Genomic DNA, 19,535 nt, shown 5'->3' with positions numbered 1-19,535 from the left:
TATGAAAAAGAAAACTATTGTACTATTATTGGCAATGTCAATGACGGCCTTAATTGTAGGATGTGGTGGAAACGCCACTCCTTCTGATTCATCAATTTCAACAACAGATACAAAAGAAGAATCTGTTGTAGTGGAGCCAACCGAAGAGGATTCTACCGAAGTGAGTGAGTCTGTAGATGATAATATAATTGAAGAAAATTCTGAAAATACATTAACTACAGATGAAGAAGCTGAATCTGTTGAGAATGAAGAAACAGAAGAAGCTGAAGAAGTGTTATCAAATACACAGCGCAATTCCGTAAACATGTTGAATTACATGACTGTTTTGACGCAAAGAATTAATCAGTCACCTAATAATCAAGCATTTCTTGAAGATGTTTATTCTTCTTTGAAGAATGATCTTTATCCAAATGCTGTTGATAGTAAAACACAAGCTCAATCAACAAATCTTCTTGATACCATTAATGGTTATCGAATGATTTCCGTTAAGAGAGATCGATTAGAATACATATATGAGCAAAATCGAGCTCAAGCATTAAGACAGGCCATTCCTAATCCGATGGGATTACTAAGCGCAGTTCAGTCTGGAAGTACACTGAAAATGGCAGCATCCGTGTTATATATGGCTGTTGATGCTAAGAGCAGTTACGATTCGGCTACATCTCAGGCAGATCTTCAATACTTGAAGGATGGATGGGAATTAGATGATGAATCGGCAGACGAATTGCATAATAGTACTAAAAATGCTTTGAATTACATGTATAACATGGTTAGGGATTATGATCTCCCAGGTGATTATGCTTTGAATGATGAATCTGTGGAAGCGTTTGTAACATGGACTGCAAAGGATAATCTTGTAAGCAAAATCTCTTGGTTAGAAAGTAATCAGAATACCTACGAACAATTCGGACCTTATTGGTTGGAACTTGTTAAAGATTATTATGATTCTGAAGATTATGAGAACTGCTTAAATGCTCTATACAAATATGAAGGTATCTCTACAAGAATTTTTCGTAAGGATCTTGATTACGCAAAATTATTACCAATGGCAATAATTGCAGCGAAAGAAACCATGTCAGAGAGTGATTATATTACCTTTGCTGATAAGTATTGTGATTTGATTCTTTCAAATACAAAAAAATATAAAGATGGTGAAGATTTCGATTGGAGTATTCGATATTTTACAGCTCAGATATATATTGATCTTTTTGCAAAAACTGAAAATCGCTCATACTTAGAAAATGCATATGCTATTGCGTTTGAAAATGTAAATATTCTTGCTGATGGTCAAAGAGCTCAGAATGAAATATATTTGGCTGATATCAAGCAAGTAGAAGTCAAGAAAGGATCAACCAAAAGAGAGAAAGAAGAAGCCAAAGAATATAACAAAGCCTTGGAAAAAGAACGCAAAATTGCTTTGCCACCTGTAAACGAGTCTCTTTATTTAAATTGTGATTTATTATTTGCCTTAGCTGATGAAATGGATATTTCGCAGAAAGAAAAAGATAAAATCGTTTCTATTCTTCACGAAAATAGTGATCCAATCTTTCTGACAGAAGCATTAGATAATAGATTTTGGTTTGGGAAAAATACTGGCGATATTAAAGCAGACGATATTTCTATCGAATTCAATGGCGAAAAGTTGATTATTCCAGCAACATGTATTTCCGATCGCTCAACTATTTCACTTACCATTTCAAATGGAAAAAAAGATACCGTTATAGATGATTGGATAGTAGATGAAGTAAAGCGACCAAAAAAAGCTGGTGTATCTGATTACACAGTTACTTACATGAGCGAGAAAGCTGAAAAGTACAAATATCAGGATGGTGACGTTATTACTATTTCCGTTACACCAGTAGCAGAATCACCTGACAAAAATCTAGTATTTGTATATAACACCAAAAAAGTAAAAAAGGCATTTATTATAAATAGTATTGCTTTTGAAAGGAAGAAAAAATGATTAAGCGTATAACTGCTTTTTGCCTTTCATTGGTATTGGTATCAAGTGTTCCTATAACGACCTATGCCGCCTGTAACAATCAGCAAAGCGAAACCTATGTTACACAAATTATTTTTGGAGACAATGCTTTGCAACGCCAATCAGACGATAATGTAAAGTTGCTGATGGACGCACTATATTTGTGCAGTGAGCAATCTGATAACTTGGGGCAAGAGAAGCTCGATAATTTGAAGTTGCACAAAGTAAGAAAAGTACCTTCGTTATCAAACATTAATATAAAAAATGATTGTTTGTTGGATTGCTCTCACAACAGTTGGGAATATGAGTATAAAAACAACGTTGAGGTTAAGAATACAAGAAAGAAAATACTTAATAACAGCGTAAATAAGGTTTTTGACTTTGGATTCATTAACAACTTATTTGGTAGTTCAAGTGGTAAGTGCGAAAGCTTTTCAGCACTTCTTTACTACTCTCATATTTTGTCAGATTATTTAGCAAGTGATCCGTCTGAAACAACTGCCAATGTAAAAGGAAAAGCTATTGAAGGATATTCCGGGCAACCGTATGTAACAATTAATGGCGATAAGCCTTATTTTACCGCACAAGAAAAAAAGAATATTGGATCATATTATGAGTATAGTGGTATGGATTCTTATGGAAGATGTGGCGTTGCTTATGCTTGTTTAGACAAAGAAGAAGTAACCAAATCTAGTCCACGAAAAAGCATCACACGCATTACTCCGTCTGGATGGAGTTTTGACAAATACCCTAATATAGTTAATTCTGATGCCGGTGCTGCATTTCTGTATAATAGATGTCATCTTATTGCGCATGGACTAGGTGGCGCAGACGACAAGAATAATCTAATTACGGGAACTCGTTATATGAATGCAGATATCATGGAACCATTAGAAAGTGATGTCATGGATTATATTAAAAAAACTGGGAATCATGTTTTATACAGAGTGACGCCAATATATAAGAGTGATAATCTTGTGGCATCGGGGGTTCAAATGGAAGCATATTCGATAGAAGATTCAGGTGAAGGTGTTTGCTTTAATCGATATTGTTATAATGTTCAACCAGGGGTTCGTATTAATTATATGAATGGGAAAAGTGAAGTTTCTGATGTGACATTTGAAAAAGACAATGTCATTCCATTTGCAACATATAATCCAAGTGAACAAAATCCTGATTTGATTTATGAAATGAAAAAGCATTTGAAGATTTTATTTGATGATCCAGATACAAAAATGACCTATGATTCTATGATTAGTCAGATTGATGCAATAGCAACAGATGCAAGAAAGGTCGGAATAAACGACGAAAATCCTGCCAAATGTTATCTTGAAACAAAGGAACTAGAGTATGAATATTTTGAAGTATTGAAAACTTATGTTCCAATGATGTTAGAAAAACAGGAATTTTTTAAATCAGCATTTCAATAAACTAAAAAATGGTTGATGACGTAAGTCCTCAGCCATTTTTTTGATTGCCAGTCAAAAAACAAGCAACGAGCATTTGCCGTAATATATTTATTGATAACACAATAAAACATGATATAATTAAATACAACATTATTAAGGAATGGGGTTGGACTATGAAAAAGAAACTATTAACGATTGTTATAGCAATGACCATGATTTCTTTAACCGCATGTGGTAATGCAGTTGATAACACCAAAAAGGCAGTTGAAACTTATAATGAGGCTGTCAAAACCTACAACGAACAAGCTGGAGAATATATAACTGCATCTCAAGCAACGGTTGATGCAAACGAAGAGTTAAATAGCGCTATGACTGCCGCCCAAGAGGTAATTAACAAAGGAGAAGAACCTTTTGACGAAGAAACGCTTGCCACTCTTAAAGCAGCAATCAGTACGGCCTCTGAGAAACAGGTAGCTGATCCTGAACTTCTTCCAGTATATGGAGAAGTGACAGTAGATGAGAATGCTTCTAAGGAAGATTTGAAAGCTATGAAAGAAAAGGCAGAATCTGATACAAAAGCAATTCAAGAAGTTGCTGTTCCAGATGAAATCCCAGAAGTTCCAAATTATTCTGAAAACATTACAGCAATTAATGAGGCAAAAAAGGCTTACGAAGATAGCATTCAAGGATTAAAACAAATCACTGCACCAACAGATGACTTTGTTATGGATCGATTAAAAAATATTGAAACAATTGCAGAAATGGCACCTGTTACAGAAGACCATGATCCAAATGGACAATTAAATAAGCAAGGTGGTTACATTGGATGTATTTATTTTAGGGACACGCAGGTAGATCGTTCCAAATTATATATTGAAAAAGATAACGTTATTGATATCGGAACAGACGGCGGCGGAGCGATTGAAGTATATACTACCAAAGAAGAGGCAACATCAAGAAGCGATTATCTTGGCACATTCGATTCGACAGGATTTGCTTCTGGATCTCATTACGTATACGGAACACTTGTAATTAGAACTTCTAATTATCTCAACGGAACTCAGCAAAAAGAGCTTACCCAGAAAATATTAGATGAATTGATTAAAGTTAAATAAAATTAAATGCATGGGCAGATATCTCAAATGGTATCTGCCCTTTCTTCGTATAATTCATTTCATACGGAGGTTTCTTTTTGCCAATTTTTCTCATCTTGACATTTTTTTACTAAAACATGTTGTATAAGCCCCTCTGAAACTTTGGATATATAGAGGGACATTTATATCCGCGAGCAACGAGCCAAGCGGACATGCTTGCATGTCCATCTGGCGACTGCCGCGAGAGCCAAATGCCCCGTCACTTGCGGGAGTATTTGGCATGCCGCCTCCAAAATAATGAAATGTGAGGTAATGACATATGTCAGAGAAAAGATGTTATACAGTAAAAGAGTTACAGGAAATCCTTGGAGTCAGCAGACCGACAATATATAACCTTCTGAAGAAAAATGAGTTCCGGTGGATCCAGCTGGATGGCGGAAAGTACCGTATTTCCAAAAAGAGCTTTGATGACTGGCTGGATAAGCTGCCGGAATCTTCCAACTAATCTCCTATCCGGATGAAAAATCGACATCCTAAATTTTTTTGAAAAAGTGCGGTATGGTATGGGAAGAAGGAGGAAAGCTTCATGGATGAGAAGGGAAAAATGAATACCGGGGAATACGAAGAACTGATAAAGGAAGTGGAAGCAAACAGCCCATACAAGAGACTGTCTTCTGCAAAAAAGAAATGGATGAGTGTTTCTGAGATGGGCGAGCTTTTAGGGCTTAAAAAGACGGATCGGTATTGGCTGGTACATAAAAACTTTTTTGAGACCAAAGAGATTGCCGGAAAGATGCGGGTCAATATTGAGAGTTTTGAAAAGTGGTATGCGAATCAGATTAAATATCATAAAGTCACCGGAGAAGAACCGGGAAAGGAATTGAAAGAATGGTCTTATTCTGTTCCGGAACTTGCAGAAATGCTGGAGCTTACGGATGGTGTCGTTTATGACCTGATTAAGCGGAATAATATCGAAGTCGTGATTGTGGATTACTGGAAACGTGTACCAAAAGCTGCATTTCAGAAATGGTATGACGGACAGTCCAGATACCGCACGAAGGATGATAAAAAGAGGGATGCCGAAATGGAGGCCGCTACTCTCACTATGCCGGAAATGGCCAGACAGCTGGGAATCACCAGAAATCAGGTATATGGCATCCTGAATAGTCAAAAGTATCAGCATTTCTTTGAGTTCGTCACGATCGCTGATCGAAAAAGAATCACGAAGGAAAGCTTTCAGAAGTTTCTGGAAGGGCAGGATGAATATCATCTGGATCCGGCGAACGATTATGAAGAACTGGCAATGGAAGAAAATGTGGCACTGGCGAATTATCGGAGAAAGAAACTGGCACAGACCGGGGAACGAGGAAGGAATGGCAATCTGCAGTATCTTACTATAGATGAAGCAGCCTTTATGGCAAAGGTCAGCCGGTCCATGATAAATGTCTGGTACACAAAAGGATATTTTCCGGTTGTAAAAATAAGGAACCATGTTCGGATCAAACGAAAAGAATTTGAAGCGTGGCTGGAAAAGAGAAATATAGAAGGGGGTTGTTAAATTATGGCATCGATCAGAGAACGAAATGGAAAATTTAATGTGATCTATTCCTATACTGATGCAGACGGGAAACGGAAGCAGAAATGGGAAACTTATGCTACAAAGGCAGAGGCAAAGAAACGCAAGAAAGAAATTGAATATAAAGAAGAAATGGGATCCATGATAATTCCGCAGTGTAAAACCATGAAGGATCTTCTGGCAGAATACGTTGCCCTGTATGGAAAAGACAACTGGGCATTATCTACGTATGATGGAAATGTTTCTCTCATAAATAATTATATCCTTCCGATCATCGGGGATGAAAAACTGTCGGAGATCAATACCCGTTTTATTGAAAAATATTATCAGAGATTGTTGAAAGCTCCGGCTGTGGTCAATCCTATAATTGGGAAAAGAAAGAATGAATATGTATCTACCAGTACCATCAGAGATATCCATAAACTCCTCCGAAGCTGTTTTAAACAGGCTGTCAAATGGGAGCTGATGGAGAAGAATCCTTGTATCTATGCGACCGTACCAAAACATAAAACAAAGAAACGGGAGATCTGGACTGCCGAAACTCTGATGTACGCACTGGAAGTATGTGAGGATGATCGGCTAAAGCTGGCAATGAACCTTTCCTTCTCCTGCTCTCTCCGGATCAGTGAGCTTCTGGGGCTTACCTGGGATTGTGTGGACATCTCGGAGGAAGCAATTGAGGAAAACCGGGCATATCTGTTTATCAATAAGGAATCCCAGCGAGTGAGCAAATCCGCTTTAAAAGAGTTGGATGCAAAAGATGTGCTGCTGATATTTCCAGAAAAAAGCAAGACCAATAAAACAGTCCGTGTTTTGAAAACACCGAAGACAGACAGCAGTGTCCGAAAGGTTTTCCTTCCAAAGTCTGTCGCAAAGATGCTGATCGAGTGGAAAGAAAAACAGGATGAGACAAAGGAAGTTCTTGGAGATGAATACATGGACTATAACCTGGTCATGGCAAGTACGTTTGGTCTTCCTTTGGGGGATGGTGCGATCCGGAAGCCATTGAATCAGTTGATTAAAGACTATGATCTCCCACCGGTTGTTTTCCACAGTCTCAGACACAGCAGTGTTACCTATAAGTTGAAACTGAATGGTGGAGATATCAAGGCAGTTCAGGGCGACTCCGGACATGCTCAGGTCAGCATGGTTACGGATGTATATTCCCATATCCTGGATGACGACCGGAAGAAAAATGCAGAATTATTTGAAGAGGCTTTTTATGAGAAGAAAAATCTGGATCCGCAGATGCATCCGAATACAGCACAAAACACGGTAGCGGTTCCGGAAGGTGTGGATGCAGAACTGCTTGCAAAGGTTCTTAATAATCCTGAGATGGCGGCACTGCTTGCGTCACTGGCGAAGACGATGAAATAAGGGGATAGATAAAGTAAAACAATTTCAATCATATTCAACAAATCTCCTTCATATGAATAAAAAATGATGGAGATAATTATGAAATGAAGGAGATTTTGGGAAAATGATGCCGGACCGGCAACTGGATATGTTCGTATTTAAGTTGGCTGTCGTGGTCGAAACACCATAGACAAATCAACAACAACGTTGTATAGTAATAATAGAAATCTGGTCAATTGAATATTGTTTATCATTCCCGCTTGTAAGGGGATGGTAGCCGGAATATGATATCTGTCAGTAACAACAGAGCTTTCCCCGGATGTTAGCAGCTGCAAAGAATCTGCTAATTTTCAGGTCTTATCTGGTCTTGACAGAAAGGGTATTCAGATTACCAGAATTTGATTCGAAAATAAAAAAAGTCCTTGATAATAAAAGGCTAAACATATCAGTTCTTGACAGGGATTGACAGAACCACAGAGCTCTCCTAAGCGAGGGGTCAGAGGTTCAAATCCTCCCGGGGACGCTGAATAAGCGTTTGGTTTTGTTAGCTGAATTAGCTGACAGTGAATGATCAAACAGCAATGCCTGTTTGGAACTTTATTAAAAATAAAGTTTCAGGCAGGCATTTTTTGTTTTCTGAATCCTAGAGCGTGTTTGAAAAATTATTCCGTTGATGTAGTCCGCTACGCCGCCCTCATTCAGGCGAAATCTCCCGCAAATTGCAACGCACATCTTGCAGAAAGCCTTTTTCAAACACGCTCTAGTGTATATGTGGATGACATTTTCCATGAGTTATAAGATTATGAAAACAGAATGATACGAATTGAATATTGGCAATAAAAAGATTATTTATCGTAAAACCGTAGATGGTCTTTTGGTGTATCTTTTTTTGTGGAGAAAAAGCAATGCGAAGTCAGTGACGTGCTTGTATTGAACTAGAATGGAGAAATCAGCTACTACTATGTAGATGAAAACTATCCAAAATACCTGGATCAGGAAATGGAAAGAAAGCGGGGATAGAATATGCGAAGGTTAAAGTGTGAAAAAGAAACGATTATTCTGACCAATGAAGATGACGAATTCTATGATGTATATACCTTCAATCAAAGCTTGCAGAAACGGTTACGAGAATTTGCAGGGAAGTATCCGGCTGATTGCTGGTTGAAAGGATCTTCTGAGGATGGAAGTGAAACGTATATGATCAAAAAGGGAAGATTATCTTTAAAACTGGTTCCACCATATAGCATTTCAAGAAAAATGCAGGCAAAGGATATCAGCAAGATGAAAGAACCATCATAGGACGCGATTTAAGAGAAAAATGTCATGTGTAGACATGGAAAAATGAAAGCAAAATACGTTAGATGGTAAAGTGTATAGGCTCAAAAGGGAAAGTGCCCTTTTGGGCCTTATTTTGTGTTATTTCTCAAAAAACGGGAATTATAAAGATTTAATTCTTTACTAAGGATGTGTATTGTAAAAAACTATTTTGCTATACTGATAATATCAACAGAAAAGGTGGATATTAGCGAGGTGATAAGATGAATGTAGCACAGAGAATACGATTAATTCGGATAATAGAAAAGATTGAAAAAAATCCGGAATTCAGTAACAAGCTTGGAGTGAAAAATACATCTGATTTTATATTAGATAAACAACAAAAATGAATCACTCACAACTGGATGAGTGTTAGAAGGAGAAAAAGATGTTATCAGTATTATTTACTATTTGTATGATTTGGTTTGTTGGAAAATTTTTTATATTTGGCTTAAAAGCATCCTGGGGAATCATGAAATTACTTTGCACAGTTATTTTGTTTCCAGTGATATTAATTGGAATGGTGGTAGGTGGATTAATGTATATAGCATTTCCACTATTGATCATTGGTGGAATTATCGGACTTGTAACGTCACATTCTTAAAGAGCCAGAGAGGTGTTTTTAATGGGATATGATATTGAAAAAGAAAAAAGGGAAGCAATTGAAGCTGGACATAGAGCCTTAAATAGTCTTAGTGCAGCAAAAGAGAATCTGAACAGCGCAAAAAACTGGGGGCTGGTAGATATGTTTGGCGGAGGTTTTTTCAGTACGATGCTGAAACATTCTAAAATGGATCACGCGAAGCAGAATATGGAGCAGGCAAAGTATGATCTCCGTAATTTCAGTAGGGAATTAGATGATGTAAATATGGCATGCAATTTACATATCGATACCGGAGATTTTCTTTCATTTGCAGATTATTTTTTCGATGGATTTGTTGTGGACTGGATGGTCCAGGATCGAATTAATAATGCAAAAAGACAGGTAGAAGAAGCTATTCGAAGAACAGAAAGTATCGTTAATCAATTACAGCGTATGTAAAGAGAAGGGCAATGAATCAGAAATGGTTCATTGCCCTCCGTGCGTTATGGATTATTTCAATTTTTCTTTTTCGGCATTTAGAAGTTCAAGATTGAGGCCCTGTTCACTGGCAGTCTTATCTACCCAAAGATTCAGAGAGTCTATGGCTAAAGAAATTTCATCCAGTTTTTTACTGATAAAAGCAAAATCCCTCATCTCATCATCGCTGATTTTGCCGTCACGGGCGATTTGGATCAGCCGACTGGTAAGAGGGTTGATATCATTTAGACCGGCAATGGTTTCCAGGATGATATTTGACAAGTCAGTTACTTCTACTTCTGGAACATAGCGGTGGCCTATTTCACATTTGTGTGAGCAGTAATAATTGCAGAGATCTGGTCTCTTATATGCGTCAGCCATTTGAATGATATCGTAAGGTGTTGGTTCCTGTGTTTCATATTCAAATTTTTCAATTTTAGAATCCGAGACAGCCTCCATTTTATTACTTGCTTCTGCCCTTGTAAGCCCTGCGGCTTCCCGGCAAAGCTGGTAAATTGTCTTGTTTTCCCTGGTAGATTGTTTACCCATGAGAATTTCCTCCTCGTATATCGCAAAACATGAGGATTATCAGGTGTTAAGTCCACATGCTGTGCGTGTATTTCCTCTATGAATTTTATTATACTTGAAGCATCAAGAAACAACAAGAGATAACAGGAAGGAGCAAATTATGAAGCATGTATTTAAAGCAACAAAATTAGGTTGGGAAAAAGAAAAAGAAGTGATATGGTTTGATTCAGATGATTATACAGCGCAGGAAGCAAGAGATGAATTCAAACCATATGAGGGAACTACACAAAGAGGCTATTCATATACTGGATACGAATATGATGGTCAGAAATATCATGATGTGACCTACTTGGGTGAATTTGAAGATGATGAAGTTCCTCACAATGACTTAGAACTATTAGATTACAGATTGAGGCATTTTAAGAAATAGTACATCTCATAGGCTCAGATTAGAAGACCATTCCATCTGGGCCTTTTGCTATAGATTTCATAAAGATAGCAATTAAAGGGATTTCATAAAAATAAGCAGGGGTTTTTATACCCCATCTATTGATATACACTGTAACCATCAAAGAAGATTAAATCATAAAATTCAAAGAAATGGAGGAGTTGGTAATGAAAGGTTTTAACACTGGTGATGGTTACATGGGATTGGTAGATGGTAAATATATCTTGTTTGCCAGTGAATCCGATTACTATGAATACATGAACGATTAAAGGAGGAACTGCTATGAAAGGAATATTCGGAAGTATGTTTGATCTGAACCATGATGGAAATATTAGTCTACTGGAAAGCGCAATGGAATTTTCTTTCCTAAACGAACTACTGAAAGACGACTCTGACGTACAGACGGAGTTAGAATTATCAGGACTGGATACAGACGAGTTGGAGTTTATGGATGCAGATGAACGAAGAGAAATACTGGAAGAAGCAGGACTTGATCCGGATGAATATGATTTCTAAGGAAGGAGCATTTACAATGGCAAAAGTATTTATCACACTGACAGGAACAAAACATTATTTTGGAAATGATTTTCTTGAAAAAGGGACGAAGATCCGACTGGAGAAAGAACCAGATAATGAGTATGACAAAGAAGCAATCAAAGTAACTTATGAAGGTCTCGGAAAAATTGGATATGTAGCAAACAGTTCATACACTGTTATTGGTGAGTCGATGAGTGCTGGACGTCTCTACGACAAGATTGGAGATCTGATCGTTGAGGATCCTTAGATCAGACCGATGCTGAGTAAACTGTGTCTGCATTTCTTTTAGTTCCTGCTTTGATGCAAGCAGTGTATTTTTCAAATCTGACTGCGTATAAAATCCATGTTCCTGCACATAGATAATGGTATTTGCCATTTGCTGCAGGTTAGAAAGTTTTACCCGATGAGCATAAGCCGAGCTCTGCATTGCTTTCACATTTGTCTGGAGATTTACAACCAGGCGCAGGTGAGATCTGACGTAGAGAATAGCCAATGGATCCTTGCGTAAGAAGGTCTATTCCAGGTATGCTTTTCCATATCGTGTTCCCAGTACACGTTCAGTAATCCGCTTCTGTCGATCAGGATGAAGATAACTGTATCTGCCCCGATGATCAATCACAGAGATCTGAAATTGTTCCAGAAGTTTAGATTGGAATTCATCAAAACTATTGGAAGTGGCAGCGCATTCATCAATTGCATTTCGCAAATATTCTTTCTGTGTAAGGAACACGGTGGATGTTGGTTTGAGACCATCTTCGATGATTTTCTGATTGATCTCATTAAGTTTTTGTTGGCCGTGTTTCTGTGCCATATACTCTTTCTGAGTGATTTTTCTCTCAGCCGGAGCAAGAAGATCTATCTGGTGAAGTCCTTCCTGTTGGCACCGATCCATGACAGTTTTCTTAAAAGTGCTCATGAATTTATCAGTGGAACGATGCTTGTAACCGGCGGCTTCCTCATGTGGTTTATCCATATATGGCTGCCTTTCCACTGCAGTCTTTCGCACACTGTTGATAACGATGTGAGTATGGATATTTCCGGATTCATTGTGGCCATCGGTGTGAGTAACTACCAGTGCCTGATATCCGGGAAACATCTGCTTTGCAAGTTCCAAACTGATTGCCTGTGCTCTCTTTCCGGTAAGACCGTTTTTTGTAACATCGGCTGGATCGTAGCTGATAATGTAGTGATGACTTTTGATATCTTCACGTTTCTTATTCTTATGAAAATGAGCATTTGTCAGTTCGCATTCTTTGTCAAAAGACATCGGATCACAGTTCAGTCCATCCATATAAAACTCTTTTCGCAAGATGCTTCGACCGGATTCATCTACAATCTTTTTCCCGGTTTTTTCATCATGTTCAAACAGAAGGTAATTGATAGCAGCCGAGTAATTAGCATTTCTGCTTTTAATGTGTTTTACGATTGCCATTCATACCACCTGCCAGTTTCAGTACCTCTTTTCTCAATAGGAATAAGTCCGTGATGCACTGATGGATTTCGTTTTCTATAGCACGTGACTGACTGCCTCCACTGTTAAAATGCTTGGCGATCTGATTGAGATTCGATCCGATCTTTCCATATTCACTGACTAGTTTTCTGAGATCATTCATGTCTGCAACAACTTCAATCTGATGATTGATTTGCTTTTCAAGCAGGAGTTTTCTCAGATATTCTGATCGGCTAATAGATAAACAAGCAGCGCCTTGGTCTAATAAATCCAGTCCGATATCGGTAAGACGTAATCCTATAAAATGTCTGTGATTCAGTTCTTTATCTTTGTTTTTTGTTCTCATACTCCTCCTTCCGCTGAGACTATTCCTCCCACCGGGAGTCCACGTATTTCAATATCGGCTGTCCCTTCTGATATTAGAAATAGTGCTGTGAACACCTTTAGGTGGAACCAACAGACAAGTGAAACGTCTGTTATTGAGAGGGTATGGGGAGATCCCCATCAAGATAAATCCCATAGGAGAACAGGATGCCAAACGGCATTACTGTTAAACATGGGTGGATCTTGCTCTTATTTGTATCCCTCTATATAACGAAACGCTCAGAGGCTGTTTTACAGTGGGGGAAATGAAAAAATATCAAAAAATTAATAATTAATGGTGAGCTTGTGATAGAATGGAAAAAAGAGAAAAGCATAAAGGATGTAGTTGTGGAGAATATTTGTTATGATTAGAAAGTTGCTGAACGGAGATATCGATAGAGTTGCTGACATATGGTTAAAGACAAATCTGAAAGCACATTATTTTATTTCCAATCAATACTGGAAAAGTAATTATGAATTAGTGAAAGAAATGATGTCACAATCCGAAGTCTATGTGTTTGAAGCAGATAAAATGATACAAGGATTTGTAGGACTAAATGATAAATATATCGAAGGTATTTTTGTCTCCGATGAAATGCAGTCATGTGGCATAGGTAAGCTTTTATTAGATTATGTTAAGGATAAAAAAGTTAGCTTACGATTAAATGTATACCAGAAGAATGCCAGAGCAATTTCTTTTTACCAAAGAGAAGGGTTCATTATTCAATGTGAAGATTTGGATGAAGATACTGGTGAAAAAGAGTACACTATGCTATGGAAACAAAAATAGAAATCGGCATTTGTGGAGGAGAGTAATTTGCTGGTATTAAATAAATTAGAGCGGTTGCTAACGGTATGTAAAGTCAAAAACATTGATGATATAGATTTAAGTAAGGAATTCTACTTCATTGGTAAAACAGATGAAGAAATTTCTCTTGTGTGTGAAACAAATGACGTTCCTGAAAACACAATAGAACGTGAAGATGGGTGGCGTGGTTTCCGTATTCAAGGAATTTTGGATTTTTCACTCATTGGTATTCTTTCAAAGTTGTCTGGAATACTTGCAGATAATAAAATTGGAATTTTTGCGGTATCTACATTCAACACTGATTATATTTTAGTGAAAGATGCGGATTTTGAAAAATCATTAGCTGTATTATTAAATGCCGGATATACAGTGATATAGATTTCAGATGCTTTAAACCCAAAGAAAATTATACGAGGAGTGAATTATTAGCATGAAAGTTCAGCATATTGCAATCGAAGGAAAAAGTTTCTTTATCAACACTGATATGATTATCAGACGCAGTTCATACCCTTCTGATCTGCAGGAGTATAATATCGTATCTAAACTTCCAGGATTTGTGTGCAGAAGAGGAAGCTGTATTATTGATTCATATGGGCATTATTTGACAAAACTTGTCTGGGATAAAGAAACTATCATTTACGTAGAACTTGATATGAATTTGCCTGCCGCCTGCAAAATGGAGCATGATGCAATCGGACATTATGCCCGTCCGGATGTACTTGAATTAAAAGTCAATGAAAAATAACAATAAAAAAACACTAAAGAAATTGGAAATCCTTGTAATAGGTTCTATAATTGCGGCTTATGGAATTACACTTGCACTGTATGCTGGATTTGGCGGAGCTACGCTTGCGGTGCTGTGGCAGGGGATTGCAAGAACATTTCACATAAGCATTGGCACAGCATCTTTTGTTGTAGCATTGGGAATGATTTTGTTTGCGCTCATTTACGATAAAAGTCAGATTCATATAGGAACTGTGTTGTACCAGATTGTATACAGTACCTGTGTAGATTTGTTTGCTAACTGCCATATTTACAGTACCTATAAGTGGATCAATTTTTTAATTATGTTGTTAGGAGTGGTTTTGTTTGCTGTCGGAACGGGACTATATGCGTCGGCATCCCTTGGTAGAGGCTCCTATGAGGCAGTCACTTTTGCTTTAGCAGAAAAAAATCACTGGCAGATTAAATTTGTCCGAATGGCATTGGATATTTTGGTTGTTGTTACAGGTGTTTTGTTTGGCGGAAAGTTTGGTGTATGCACGCTTATTACAGTTATCATTTCAGGCCCAATTATCCAATTTGTTAATGCGAAAGCAAAACAAGTTTTAAAGATATGATAGTAAAGAAATTTACAACTTAGAAGTTGGAGGGATAGATTTCTATGATTATCAGATATGCAGAAGAGAAAAATTTTATAGAATTGCGACAGTTTTATGACGGTATGTGTAAAGTTTTGAGCGGAAAAGATTTTCTGCCGGAGGGAGATAAAGGTGGTTTCCCTCCAGATGAAATGATCAAAGATGCAATCAAAGAGAGAAATCAGTTTATCGGTATTGAAGATGGTCGAATTGTTGCGGCGTATATTATGAATCATGATCATGATGAGGCGTATCACGCAGTTAAATGGCTTATTGATGCAAATGATAACGAGACAGTAGTTCTTCATGCCTTGCGTGTCCTTCCGGAATATGGAGGTCGTGGATACTCGAAGCAGTTAGTTCAACACGCAATAGACACAGCAAGGGAAAGAAACCTTAAATCAATTCGTCTTGATTGCATAGAGGGAAATGATATTCCACAGAAAATGTATATGTCGTTTGGATTTAAGTATGTGGATAAGGTTGGAATCACATATGTTGATATTGGAGTACCGAGGAAGTTCCTCTTATATGAGTTTGTACTCTAATCAAGACATAATAACAGTTATATCTTGAACATTGTACAAACAAATTCCAGTTTGTTGAACTGAATCCGAAAAGCATTAGGGCGCAGAGGAGATAGAATCCTTTGCGTAAAAGACTAACGAACATATTTAATGAAACATCGGAACCATCTTCTTTTTGTTGTCTACCTATAATAACGATTGGAGTAGTCGATTATAGACACTGCAATCAAAAAAATCTGAAAATATATTTATCAACATTACATAAAAGTGTGTATATGCACATAAAATGGGAATACATATTGAAATTCAGGTCGTTCTGTGATAGAATCTCATTACTAAAAAGTGTGCAGATGCACGGAAATGGGGAGTGTAACGATGGAGATTAAAAGAGACGCTTACCTACAGCAGCTGATCGAGCGAAAAGATAATGGAATGATAAAGGTGATTACCGGCATTCGTAGATGTGGCAAATCCTTTTTGCTGTTTACCATCTTTAAGAGATACTTACTGGAGAACGGCGTTGATGTTGATCATATTATTGAAATTGCATTGGATGGTATTGAGAACGAGGAATTAAGAGATCCCAAGGTATGCTTCAAGTACATCAAGGATGCCATGAAAGACGACGGGAAGTATTATCTCCTTTTGGATGAAGTGCAGTTCATGCCACGATTTGAGGAAGTGCTGAACAGCCTGCTTCGCATGAGCAATATTGATGTGTATGTCACCGGAAGTAATTCCAAGTTCCTGTCCAGCGACATTGTGACCGAATTCCGTGGCAGAGGTGATGAGATTAGAATCTACCCTCTCTCCTTTGCAGAGTTTTATTCTGTCTATGACGGCGATTATGATGATGCCTGGGATGACTACATGATCTACGGAGGATTGCCGCAGATCGTAAGTTTCCAGAGCGAACGACAGAAAGCGGACTATCTGAAGAACATCTTTGCAAATGTCTATCTGAAGGATGTTATTGAAAGAAATAAGATTCAGAACGTGGATGAGATTGGGATTCTGGTTGATGTGCTTGCATCTGCAATCGGCGCACCGACCAATCCTTCAAAGATTGCCAATACCTTTGCCAGTGAGCGCCAGATGACTTATGCTAATAAAACCATCTCCAAGCATATCGACCATTTGACAGATGCCTTTTTGATTTCCAAGGCAAGCCGATACGATATTAAGGGCAGAAAGTATATCGGTGCAAATCTGAAATACTACTTTACTGATCTGGGACTGAGAAATGCACGTCTGAATTTCAGACAGCAGGAGCCTACGCATATCATGGAGAACATTGTTTATAACGAGCTGCTAATCCGTGGCTACAATGTTGATGTGGGTGTTGTGGATATCTTCGATAAGGATAAAGAGGGCAAACGTGTTCGCAAGCAGTTGGAGGTTGACTTTGTGGTGAATCAAGGAAACCAGAGATACTATATCCAGGTTGCATATGACATGACTTCGGAAGAAAAACAGACGCAGGAGTTCAATTCTCTGCGTAATATCCCGGACTCTTTCAAGAAGATCGTCATTGTAAATGGCAGCAAAAAGCCTTGGAGAAATGATGAAGGTTTTGTCATCATGGGAATGAAGTATTTCTTGCTGAATGCGAATAGTCTGGAATTTTAAGTCGATTTGAGTTGTTGCTGTGGTGTTGTTCTATTTCAAAAAAGAGTGAAATGATATAAATAAGGCCACGGCTGATTTCGTGTTGGAACAGCCGTGGCTCAGTTTATTTTTTTATCCGTACAAACGAGACTGTTCCGCAGATTATGTAGAACAGACAGAGTACGATTCCGATAGTGAGAACATACAAGAATAAAGATGAACTTAAGAACGAAATAAACAAAAGTTTTTGAAACTGAGAAATCGGAATTTCAGGAGGTGTTTTTATGCCACAAATGAATAAGGGAGGAAAATTTATTTTCGGGAAATCACTCATTCGGACGGATGGAACATTGCGGATTCCACCGCAGGCAATGGAAGAATATCACATTGCAGATGAAGGAAAAGTATATCTTTTTACCGGAAGTAAGATTACCGGTGGCTTCTGCGTCACCCGGAAAGGCCTTTTGCATCCGTCAAAACTTGGTCACATTTTGGACGATACTCCACCGTTGCTTGACTACTCAGCAGGTTCTGGCGAATTTATCAAATACAAGGGGCATTCCTACTGCTGGGTAGAGATTTCACAGGAGGGGCAAATTCTTCTTACGAAGAAAATGATGGATTTTTTGAAGGTGAGACCCGGAATGGAGCTGCTTTCTATCCGCAGTAGCGACATCGCGTTTACGATGGGAGCTAAAGGACCGCTATTGGAAAAAGCAGAAAACTATGATGGTGAAATTCCGCTTTTTTAAGTGTAACAATTTGAATTTTTAAAGGAGACTTGCTATGGATATGAATCTTTCATTTTCTGTACTTACAGCAAATATTATTAGTATACTGCTAATTGGAACGTTTGTATCTCGCTAACAGACAAAAAGCGGAGTACGACAGAGATATGCGACTTCTACAGCAAATGATGACAACTATAGGGATTGCCAATATTTCTGACTGTTGCGTTTATTATCTTGCTGGCAGTTCTAATATAGTTATCAAAGTTTTGGTCTTTCTGAGCGGATCAGGGCTCTTTTTAGGAAATGTAATGATTGGATATTTGTGGGCTAAATTCATAATGGTACATATGAATATCCCATTTTCTGATATACGCAGAAATATTTACCGAACAATTGGACTTATTTCTATTGTACTGTTAGTAATCAATATTTTTTATCCATTGGTATTTTCGGTGAGTGATGGTAGGTATCAGAGAGGATTCGCATATATTATTTTTCTGATTTTTGCTGCTTTTTACATTTTGGACAGCTTGTATTTGTATGTTAAGCGTGTTAAAAAAATGGCAGTTTAAAATTATTTCCAGTACATATATTTCTAATTCCTGTTATATTAGGGGTAGTTATTCAGGCATTTTTCGTTGAAATTGCAATCACCTGGACATCTATTGCAATATCGGTCGCGGGAATAATGACAGCACTAAAAAACGAGATTATTTTTACAGATTGCCTTACAGGATTATATAATCGCGTGTATCTGGAATTTTTACATAAGCGAGCCTGTAATAAAAAGGACTGCTGGGTATCCGGTATTATGATTGATCTGAACGGATTTAAACAGATTAACGATAACTACGGACACGCAGAAGGAGATCTGGCATTGTGTATTGTTGCTGATTTACTTCGGAAATCGTTCTCTGAATATGGTGTAGTAACAAGATATGCTGGTGATGAATTTGTTATAATGCTAAATACAACAGATGATCAGCTCATACAAAAAATAATCAAATCTGCTAAAAAGAATTTTGTAACAGAGAATGAAAAGAACGATAAACCGTATCAGTTATCTGCATCTATGGGATACGCAATAACTAATCTAAGTAACGAAACAATAGATGATTTTATGAATAGAATCGATGAACAGATGTATCAAGATAAAATGAAATACTAAGAGCATAATGATCGTAGAAATAGCAAATAAATAATTTCGGTCATTTTACTTGTAAAATTCAAGTTTATAAAATTAAGAAAATGGAATTTAGGTAGTGTAAAGTAGCCTATGAAAAAATGGAGCTGAAAAAAAGGCTCCATCGGAACCTTGAAAATTGCAGATATGTTAGCTTTCGGCAGCGTACGCCACCCTTGACGGCACACCAAAACAATGCTC

General features: G+C 37.6%; 25 protein-coding genes and 1 pseudogene. 22 read left to right on the top strand and 4 right to left on the bottom strand.

Annotated features, from left to right (window positions below; genetic code table 11):
- Position 1 precedes the first annotated feature (1 nt).
- The 6 genes from FYJ25_RS07230 to FYJ25_RS07205 all read left to right on the top strand — a co-directional run bounded on the left by FYJ25_RS07230 (position 2) and on the right by FYJ25_RS07205 (position 7,437).
- Complete coding sequence (locus tag FYJ25_RS07230; RefSeq protein ID WP_154580907.1) at positions 2-1,963, top strand: hypothetical protein; 1,962 nt, start codon at positions 2-4, stop codon at positions 1,961-1,963.
- Positions 1,960-3,411: a DNA/RNA non-specific endonuclease gene (locus FYJ25_RS07225; RefSeq protein WP_154580906.1), complete on the top strand. Its 1,452-nt coding sequence runs from the start codon at positions 1,960-1,962 to the stop codon at positions 3,409-3,411. Before FYJ25_RS07230 ends, FYJ25_RS07225 begins: the two co-directional genes overlap by 4 nt.
- Positions 3,412-3,563: 152 nt before the next feature.
- Positions 3,564-4,505, top strand: a complete 942-nt coding sequence (locus FYJ25_RS07220) for a hypothetical protein (protein WP_154580905.1) — start codon at positions 3,564-3,566, stop codon at positions 4,503-4,505.
- A gap of 298 nt (positions 4,506-4,803) precedes the next feature.
- Entirely contained in the window at positions 4,804-4,989 is a 186-nt protein-coding gene (locus tag FYJ25_RS07215; protein ID WP_075671598.1) for a helix-turn-helix domain-containing protein, read from the top strand.
- 81 nt (positions 4,990-5,070) lie between these two features.
- Entirely contained in the window at positions 5,071-6,042 is a 972-nt protein-coding gene (locus tag FYJ25_RS07210; protein ID WP_154580904.1) for a helix-turn-helix domain-containing protein, read from the top strand.
- Between the two features lie 3 nt (positions 6,043-6,045).
- Positions 6,046-7,437: a tyrosine-type recombinase/integrase gene (locus tag FYJ25_RS07205; protein ID WP_154580903.1), complete on the top strand. Its 1,392-nt coding sequence runs from the start codon at positions 6,046-6,048 to the stop codon at positions 7,435-7,437.
- A 579-nt stretch (positions 7,438-8,016) separates the two neighbouring features.
- On the opposite strand, the gene FYJ25_RS15015 is transcribed toward FYJ25_RS07205, so the two are convergent.
- Positions 8,017-8,148 carry a DUF6783 domain-containing protein gene (locus FYJ25_RS15015; RefSeq protein ID WP_334293554.1) on the bottom strand — a complete coding sequence of 44 codons (132 nt, stop codon included), beginning with the start codon at positions 8,146-8,148 and terminating at the stop codon, positions 8,017-8,019.
- On the opposite strand from FYJ25_RS15015, the gene FYJ25_RS15150 reads away from it, so the two are divergent.
- The 5 genes from FYJ25_RS15150 (at position 8,113) to FYJ25_RS07190 (ending at position 9,772) form a co-directional block, all read left to right on the top strand.
- Complete coding sequence (locus FYJ25_RS15150; RefSeq protein ID WP_408608961.1) at positions 8,113-8,214, top strand: DUF6783 domain-containing protein; 102 nt, start codon at positions 8,113-8,115, stop codon at positions 8,212-8,214. The two genes, FYJ25_RS15015 and FYJ25_RS15150, sit on opposite strands and share 36 nt — an antisense overlap.
- 225 nt (positions 8,215-8,439) lie before the next feature.
- Complete coding sequence (locus FYJ25_RS07200; protein ID WP_096241488.1) at positions 8,440-8,715, top strand: molecular chaperone; 276 nt, start codon at positions 8,440-8,442, stop codon at positions 8,713-8,715.
- Between the two features lie 239 nt (positions 8,716-8,954).
- Positions 8,955-9,080, top strand: a complete 126-nt coding sequence (locus FYJ25_RS14750) for a hypothetical protein (RefSeq protein WP_264470685.1) — start codon at positions 8,955-8,957, stop codon at positions 9,078-9,080.
- 38 nt (positions 9,081-9,118) lie between these two features.
- Entirely contained in the window at positions 9,119-9,334 is a 216-nt protein-coding gene (locus tag FYJ25_RS07195; RefSeq protein ID WP_096241487.1) for a hypothetical protein, read from the top strand.
- A gap of 21 nt (positions 9,335-9,355) precedes the next feature.
- Positions 9,356-9,772: a hypothetical protein gene (locus tag FYJ25_RS07190; protein WP_096241486.1), complete on the top strand. Its 417-nt coding sequence runs from the start codon at positions 9,356-9,358 to the stop codon at positions 9,770-9,772.
- Positions 9,773-9,823: 51 nt separating this feature from the next.
- Here the strand turns inward: FYJ25_RS07190 and FYJ25_RS07185 are convergent, their stop codons facing one another.
- Entirely contained in the window at positions 9,824-10,339 is a 516-nt protein-coding gene (locus tag FYJ25_RS07185) for a helix-turn-helix domain-containing protein (protein ID WP_096241485.1), read from the bottom strand.
- Between the two features lie 139 nt (positions 10,340-10,478).
- Here FYJ25_RS07185 and FYJ25_RS07180 point away from each other — a divergent pair, with 139 nt between their 5' ends.
- From FYJ25_RS07180 to FYJ25_RS07170, 3 genes are all read left to right on the top strand, one after another.
- Complete coding sequence (locus tag FYJ25_RS07180; protein WP_096241484.1) at positions 10,479-10,748, top strand: hypothetical protein; 270 nt, start codon at positions 10,479-10,481, stop codon at positions 10,746-10,748.
- A 300-nt stretch (positions 10,749-11,048) separates the two neighbouring features.
- Positions 11,049-11,282, top strand: coding sequence for a hypothetical protein (locus FYJ25_RS07175; protein WP_096241483.1), 234 nt, complete (start codon positions 11,049-11,051; stop codon positions 11,280-11,282).
- Between the two features lie 16 nt (positions 11,283-11,298).
- The gene (locus FYJ25_RS07170; protein ID WP_096241727.1) at positions 11,299-11,550 is read left to right on the top strand and encodes an HIRAN domain-containing protein; all 252 of its coding nucleotides are present in this window, start codon (positions 11,299-11,301) and stop codon (positions 11,548-11,550) included.
- On the opposite strand, the pseudogene FYJ25_RS07165 reads toward FYJ25_RS07170, so the two are convergent.
- Both FYJ25_RS07165 and FYJ25_RS07160 read right to left on the bottom strand, forming a co-directional pair.
- Positions 11,527-12,735, bottom strand: a pseudogene (locus tag FYJ25_RS07165) (relaxase/mobilization nuclease domain-containing protein); the annotation flags it as partial. The gene FYJ25_RS07170 and the pseudogene FYJ25_RS07165 overlap by 24 nt on opposite strands.
- On the bottom strand, positions 12,713-13,099 hold the full coding sequence (locus tag FYJ25_RS07160; protein WP_154580902.1) for a plasmid mobilization protein: 387 nt from the start codon (positions 13,097-13,099) through the stop codon (positions 12,713-12,715). The pseudogene FYJ25_RS07165 and the gene FYJ25_RS07160, both read right to left, overlap by 23 nt.
- A gap of 381 nt (positions 13,100-13,480) precedes the next feature.
- On the opposite strand from FYJ25_RS07160, the gene FYJ25_RS07155 reads away from it, so the two are divergent.
- From FYJ25_RS07155 to FYJ25_RS07120, 8 genes are all read left to right on the top strand, one after another.
- Positions 13,481-13,906, top strand: coding sequence for a GNAT family N-acetyltransferase (locus FYJ25_RS07155; protein WP_096241481.1), 426 nt, complete (start codon positions 13,481-13,483; stop codon positions 13,904-13,906).
- Positions 13,907-13,936: 30 nt separating this feature from the next.
- Positions 13,937-14,302 (top strand): ACT domain-containing protein, encoded by a 366-nt coding sequence (locus FYJ25_RS07150; protein WP_055298413.1) that lies wholly within the window; start codon positions 13,937-13,939, stop codon positions 14,300-14,302.
- 52 nt (positions 14,303-14,354) lie between these two features.
- Entirely contained in the window at positions 14,355-14,669 is a 315-nt protein-coding gene (locus FYJ25_RS07145) for a carbon-nitrogen hydrolase family protein (RefSeq protein ID WP_242970751.1), read from the top strand.
- Positions 14,659-15,264 carry a YczE/YyaS/YitT family protein gene (locus FYJ25_RS07140; protein ID WP_096241480.1) on the top strand — a complete coding sequence of 202 codons (606 nt, stop codon included), beginning with the start codon at positions 14,659-14,661 and terminating at the stop codon, positions 15,262-15,264. Before FYJ25_RS07145 ends, FYJ25_RS07140 begins: the two co-directional genes overlap by 11 nt.
- A 44-nt stretch (positions 15,265-15,308) precedes the next feature.
- Positions 15,309-15,833 carry a GNAT family N-acetyltransferase gene (locus FYJ25_RS07135; RefSeq protein WP_096241479.1) on the top strand — a complete coding sequence of 175 codons (525 nt, stop codon included), beginning with the start codon at positions 15,309-15,311 and terminating at the stop codon, positions 15,831-15,833.
- Positions 15,834-16,187: 354 nt separating this feature from the next.
- Positions 16,188-17,441 (top strand): ATP-binding protein, encoded by a 1,254-nt coding sequence (locus tag FYJ25_RS07130; protein WP_055182611.1) that lies wholly within the window; start codon positions 16,188-16,190, stop codon positions 17,439-17,441.
- Positions 17,442-17,704: 263 nt separating this feature from the next.
- Positions 17,705-18,172, top strand: coding sequence for a hypothetical protein (locus FYJ25_RS07125; RefSeq protein ID WP_154580901.1), 468 nt, complete (start codon positions 17,705-17,707; stop codon positions 18,170-18,172).
- Between the two features lie 667 nt (positions 18,173-18,839).
- Entirely contained in the window at positions 18,840-19,319 is a 480-nt protein-coding gene (locus tag FYJ25_RS07120) for a GGDEF domain-containing protein (protein WP_154580900.1), read from the top strand.
- Positions 19,320-19,535: the final 216 nt, after the last annotated feature.

Origin of the sequence: Anaerobutyricum soehngenii, from assembly GCF_009697165.1 — a bacterium.
Lineage (GTDB): Bacteria > Bacillota > Clostridia > Lachnospirales > Lachnospiraceae > Anaerobutyricum > Anaerobutyricum soehngenii.
Note: the sequence above shows the minus strand (reverse complement) of the source record. Positions and strands in the feature narration are given on the sequence as shown.

Coding starts and splice junctions, on each gene's coding strand:
- FYJ25_RS07155 (WP_096241481.1), top strand. CDS start 13,481: ATGATTAGAAAGTTGCTGAACGGAGATATCGATAGAGTTGCTGACATA.
- FYJ25_RS07170 (WP_096241727.1), top strand. CDS start 11,299: ATGGCAAAAGTATTTATCACACTGACAGGAACAAAACATTATTTTGGA.
- FYJ25_RS07220 (WP_154580905.1), top strand. CDS start 3,564: ATGAAAAAGAAACTATTAACGATTGTTATAGCAATGACCATGATTTCT.
- FYJ25_RS14750 (WP_264470685.1), top strand. CDS start 8,955: ATGAATGTAGCACAGAGAATACGATTAATTCGGATAATAGAAAAGATT.
- FYJ25_RS07210 (WP_154580904.1), top strand. CDS start 5,071: ATGGATGAGAAGGGAAAAATGAATACCGGGGAATACGAAGAACTGATA.
- FYJ25_RS07195 (WP_096241487.1), top strand. CDS start 9,119: ATGTTATCAGTATTATTTACTATTTGTATGATTTGGTTTGTTGGAAAA.
- FYJ25_RS07130 (WP_055182611.1), top strand. CDS start 16,188: ATGGAGATTAAAAGAGACGCTTACCTACAGCAGCTGATCGAGCGAAAA.
- FYJ25_RS07205 (WP_154580903.1), top strand. CDS start 6,046: ATGGCATCGATCAGAGAACGAAATGGAAAATTTAATGTGATCTATTCC.
- FYJ25_RS07140 (WP_096241480.1), top strand. CDS start 14,659: ATGAAAAATAACAATAAAAAAACACTAAAGAAATTGGAAATCCTTGTA.
- FYJ25_RS07185 (WP_096241485.1), bottom strand. CDS start 10,339: ATGGGTAAACAATCTACCAGGGAAAACAAGACAATTTACCAGCTTTGC.
- FYJ25_RS07200 (WP_096241488.1), top strand. CDS start 8,440: ATGCGAAGGTTAAAGTGTGAAAAAGAAACGATTATTCTGACCAATGAA.
- FYJ25_RS07180 (WP_096241484.1), top strand. CDS start 10,479: ATGAAGCATGTATTTAAAGCAACAAAATTAGGTTGGGAAAAAGAAAAA.
- FYJ25_RS07145 (WP_242970751.1), top strand. CDS start 14,355: ATGAAAGTTCAGCATATTGCAATCGAAGGAAAAAGTTTCTTTATCAAC.
- FYJ25_RS07225 (WP_154580906.1), top strand. CDS start 1,960: ATGATTAAGCGTATAACTGCTTTTTGCCTTTCATTGGTATTGGTATCA.
- FYJ25_RS07190 (WP_096241486.1), top strand. CDS start 9,356: ATGGGATATGATATTGAAAAAGAAAAAAGGGAAGCAATTGAAGCTGGA.
- FYJ25_RS07230 (WP_154580907.1), top strand. CDS start 2: ATGAAAAAGAAAACTATTGTACTATTATTGGCAATGTCAATGACGGCC.
- FYJ25_RS07135 (WP_096241479.1), top strand. CDS start 15,309: ATGATTATCAGATATGCAGAAGAGAAAAATTTTATAGAATTGCGACAG.
- FYJ25_RS07175 (WP_096241483.1), top strand. CDS start 11,049: ATGAAAGGAATATTCGGAAGTATGTTTGATCTGAACCATGATGGAAAT.
- FYJ25_RS07125 (WP_154580901.1), top strand. CDS start 17,705: ATGCCACAAATGAATAAGGGAGGAAAATTTATTTTCGGGAAATCACTC.
- FYJ25_RS07215 (WP_075671598.1), top strand. CDS start 4,804: ATGTCAGAGAAAAGATGTTATACAGTAAAAGAGTTACAGGAAATCCTT.
- FYJ25_RS15015 (WP_334293554.1), bottom strand. CDS start 8,148: ATGTGCGTTGCAATTTGCGGGAGATTTCGCCTGAATGAGGGCGGCGTA.
- FYJ25_RS07160 (WP_154580902.1), bottom strand. CDS start 13,099: ATGAGAACAAAAAACAAAGATAAAGAACTGAATCACAGACATTTTATA.
- FYJ25_RS07120 (WP_154580900.1), top strand. CDS start 18,840: ATGACAGCACTAAAAAACGAGATTATTTTTACAGATTGCCTTACAGGA.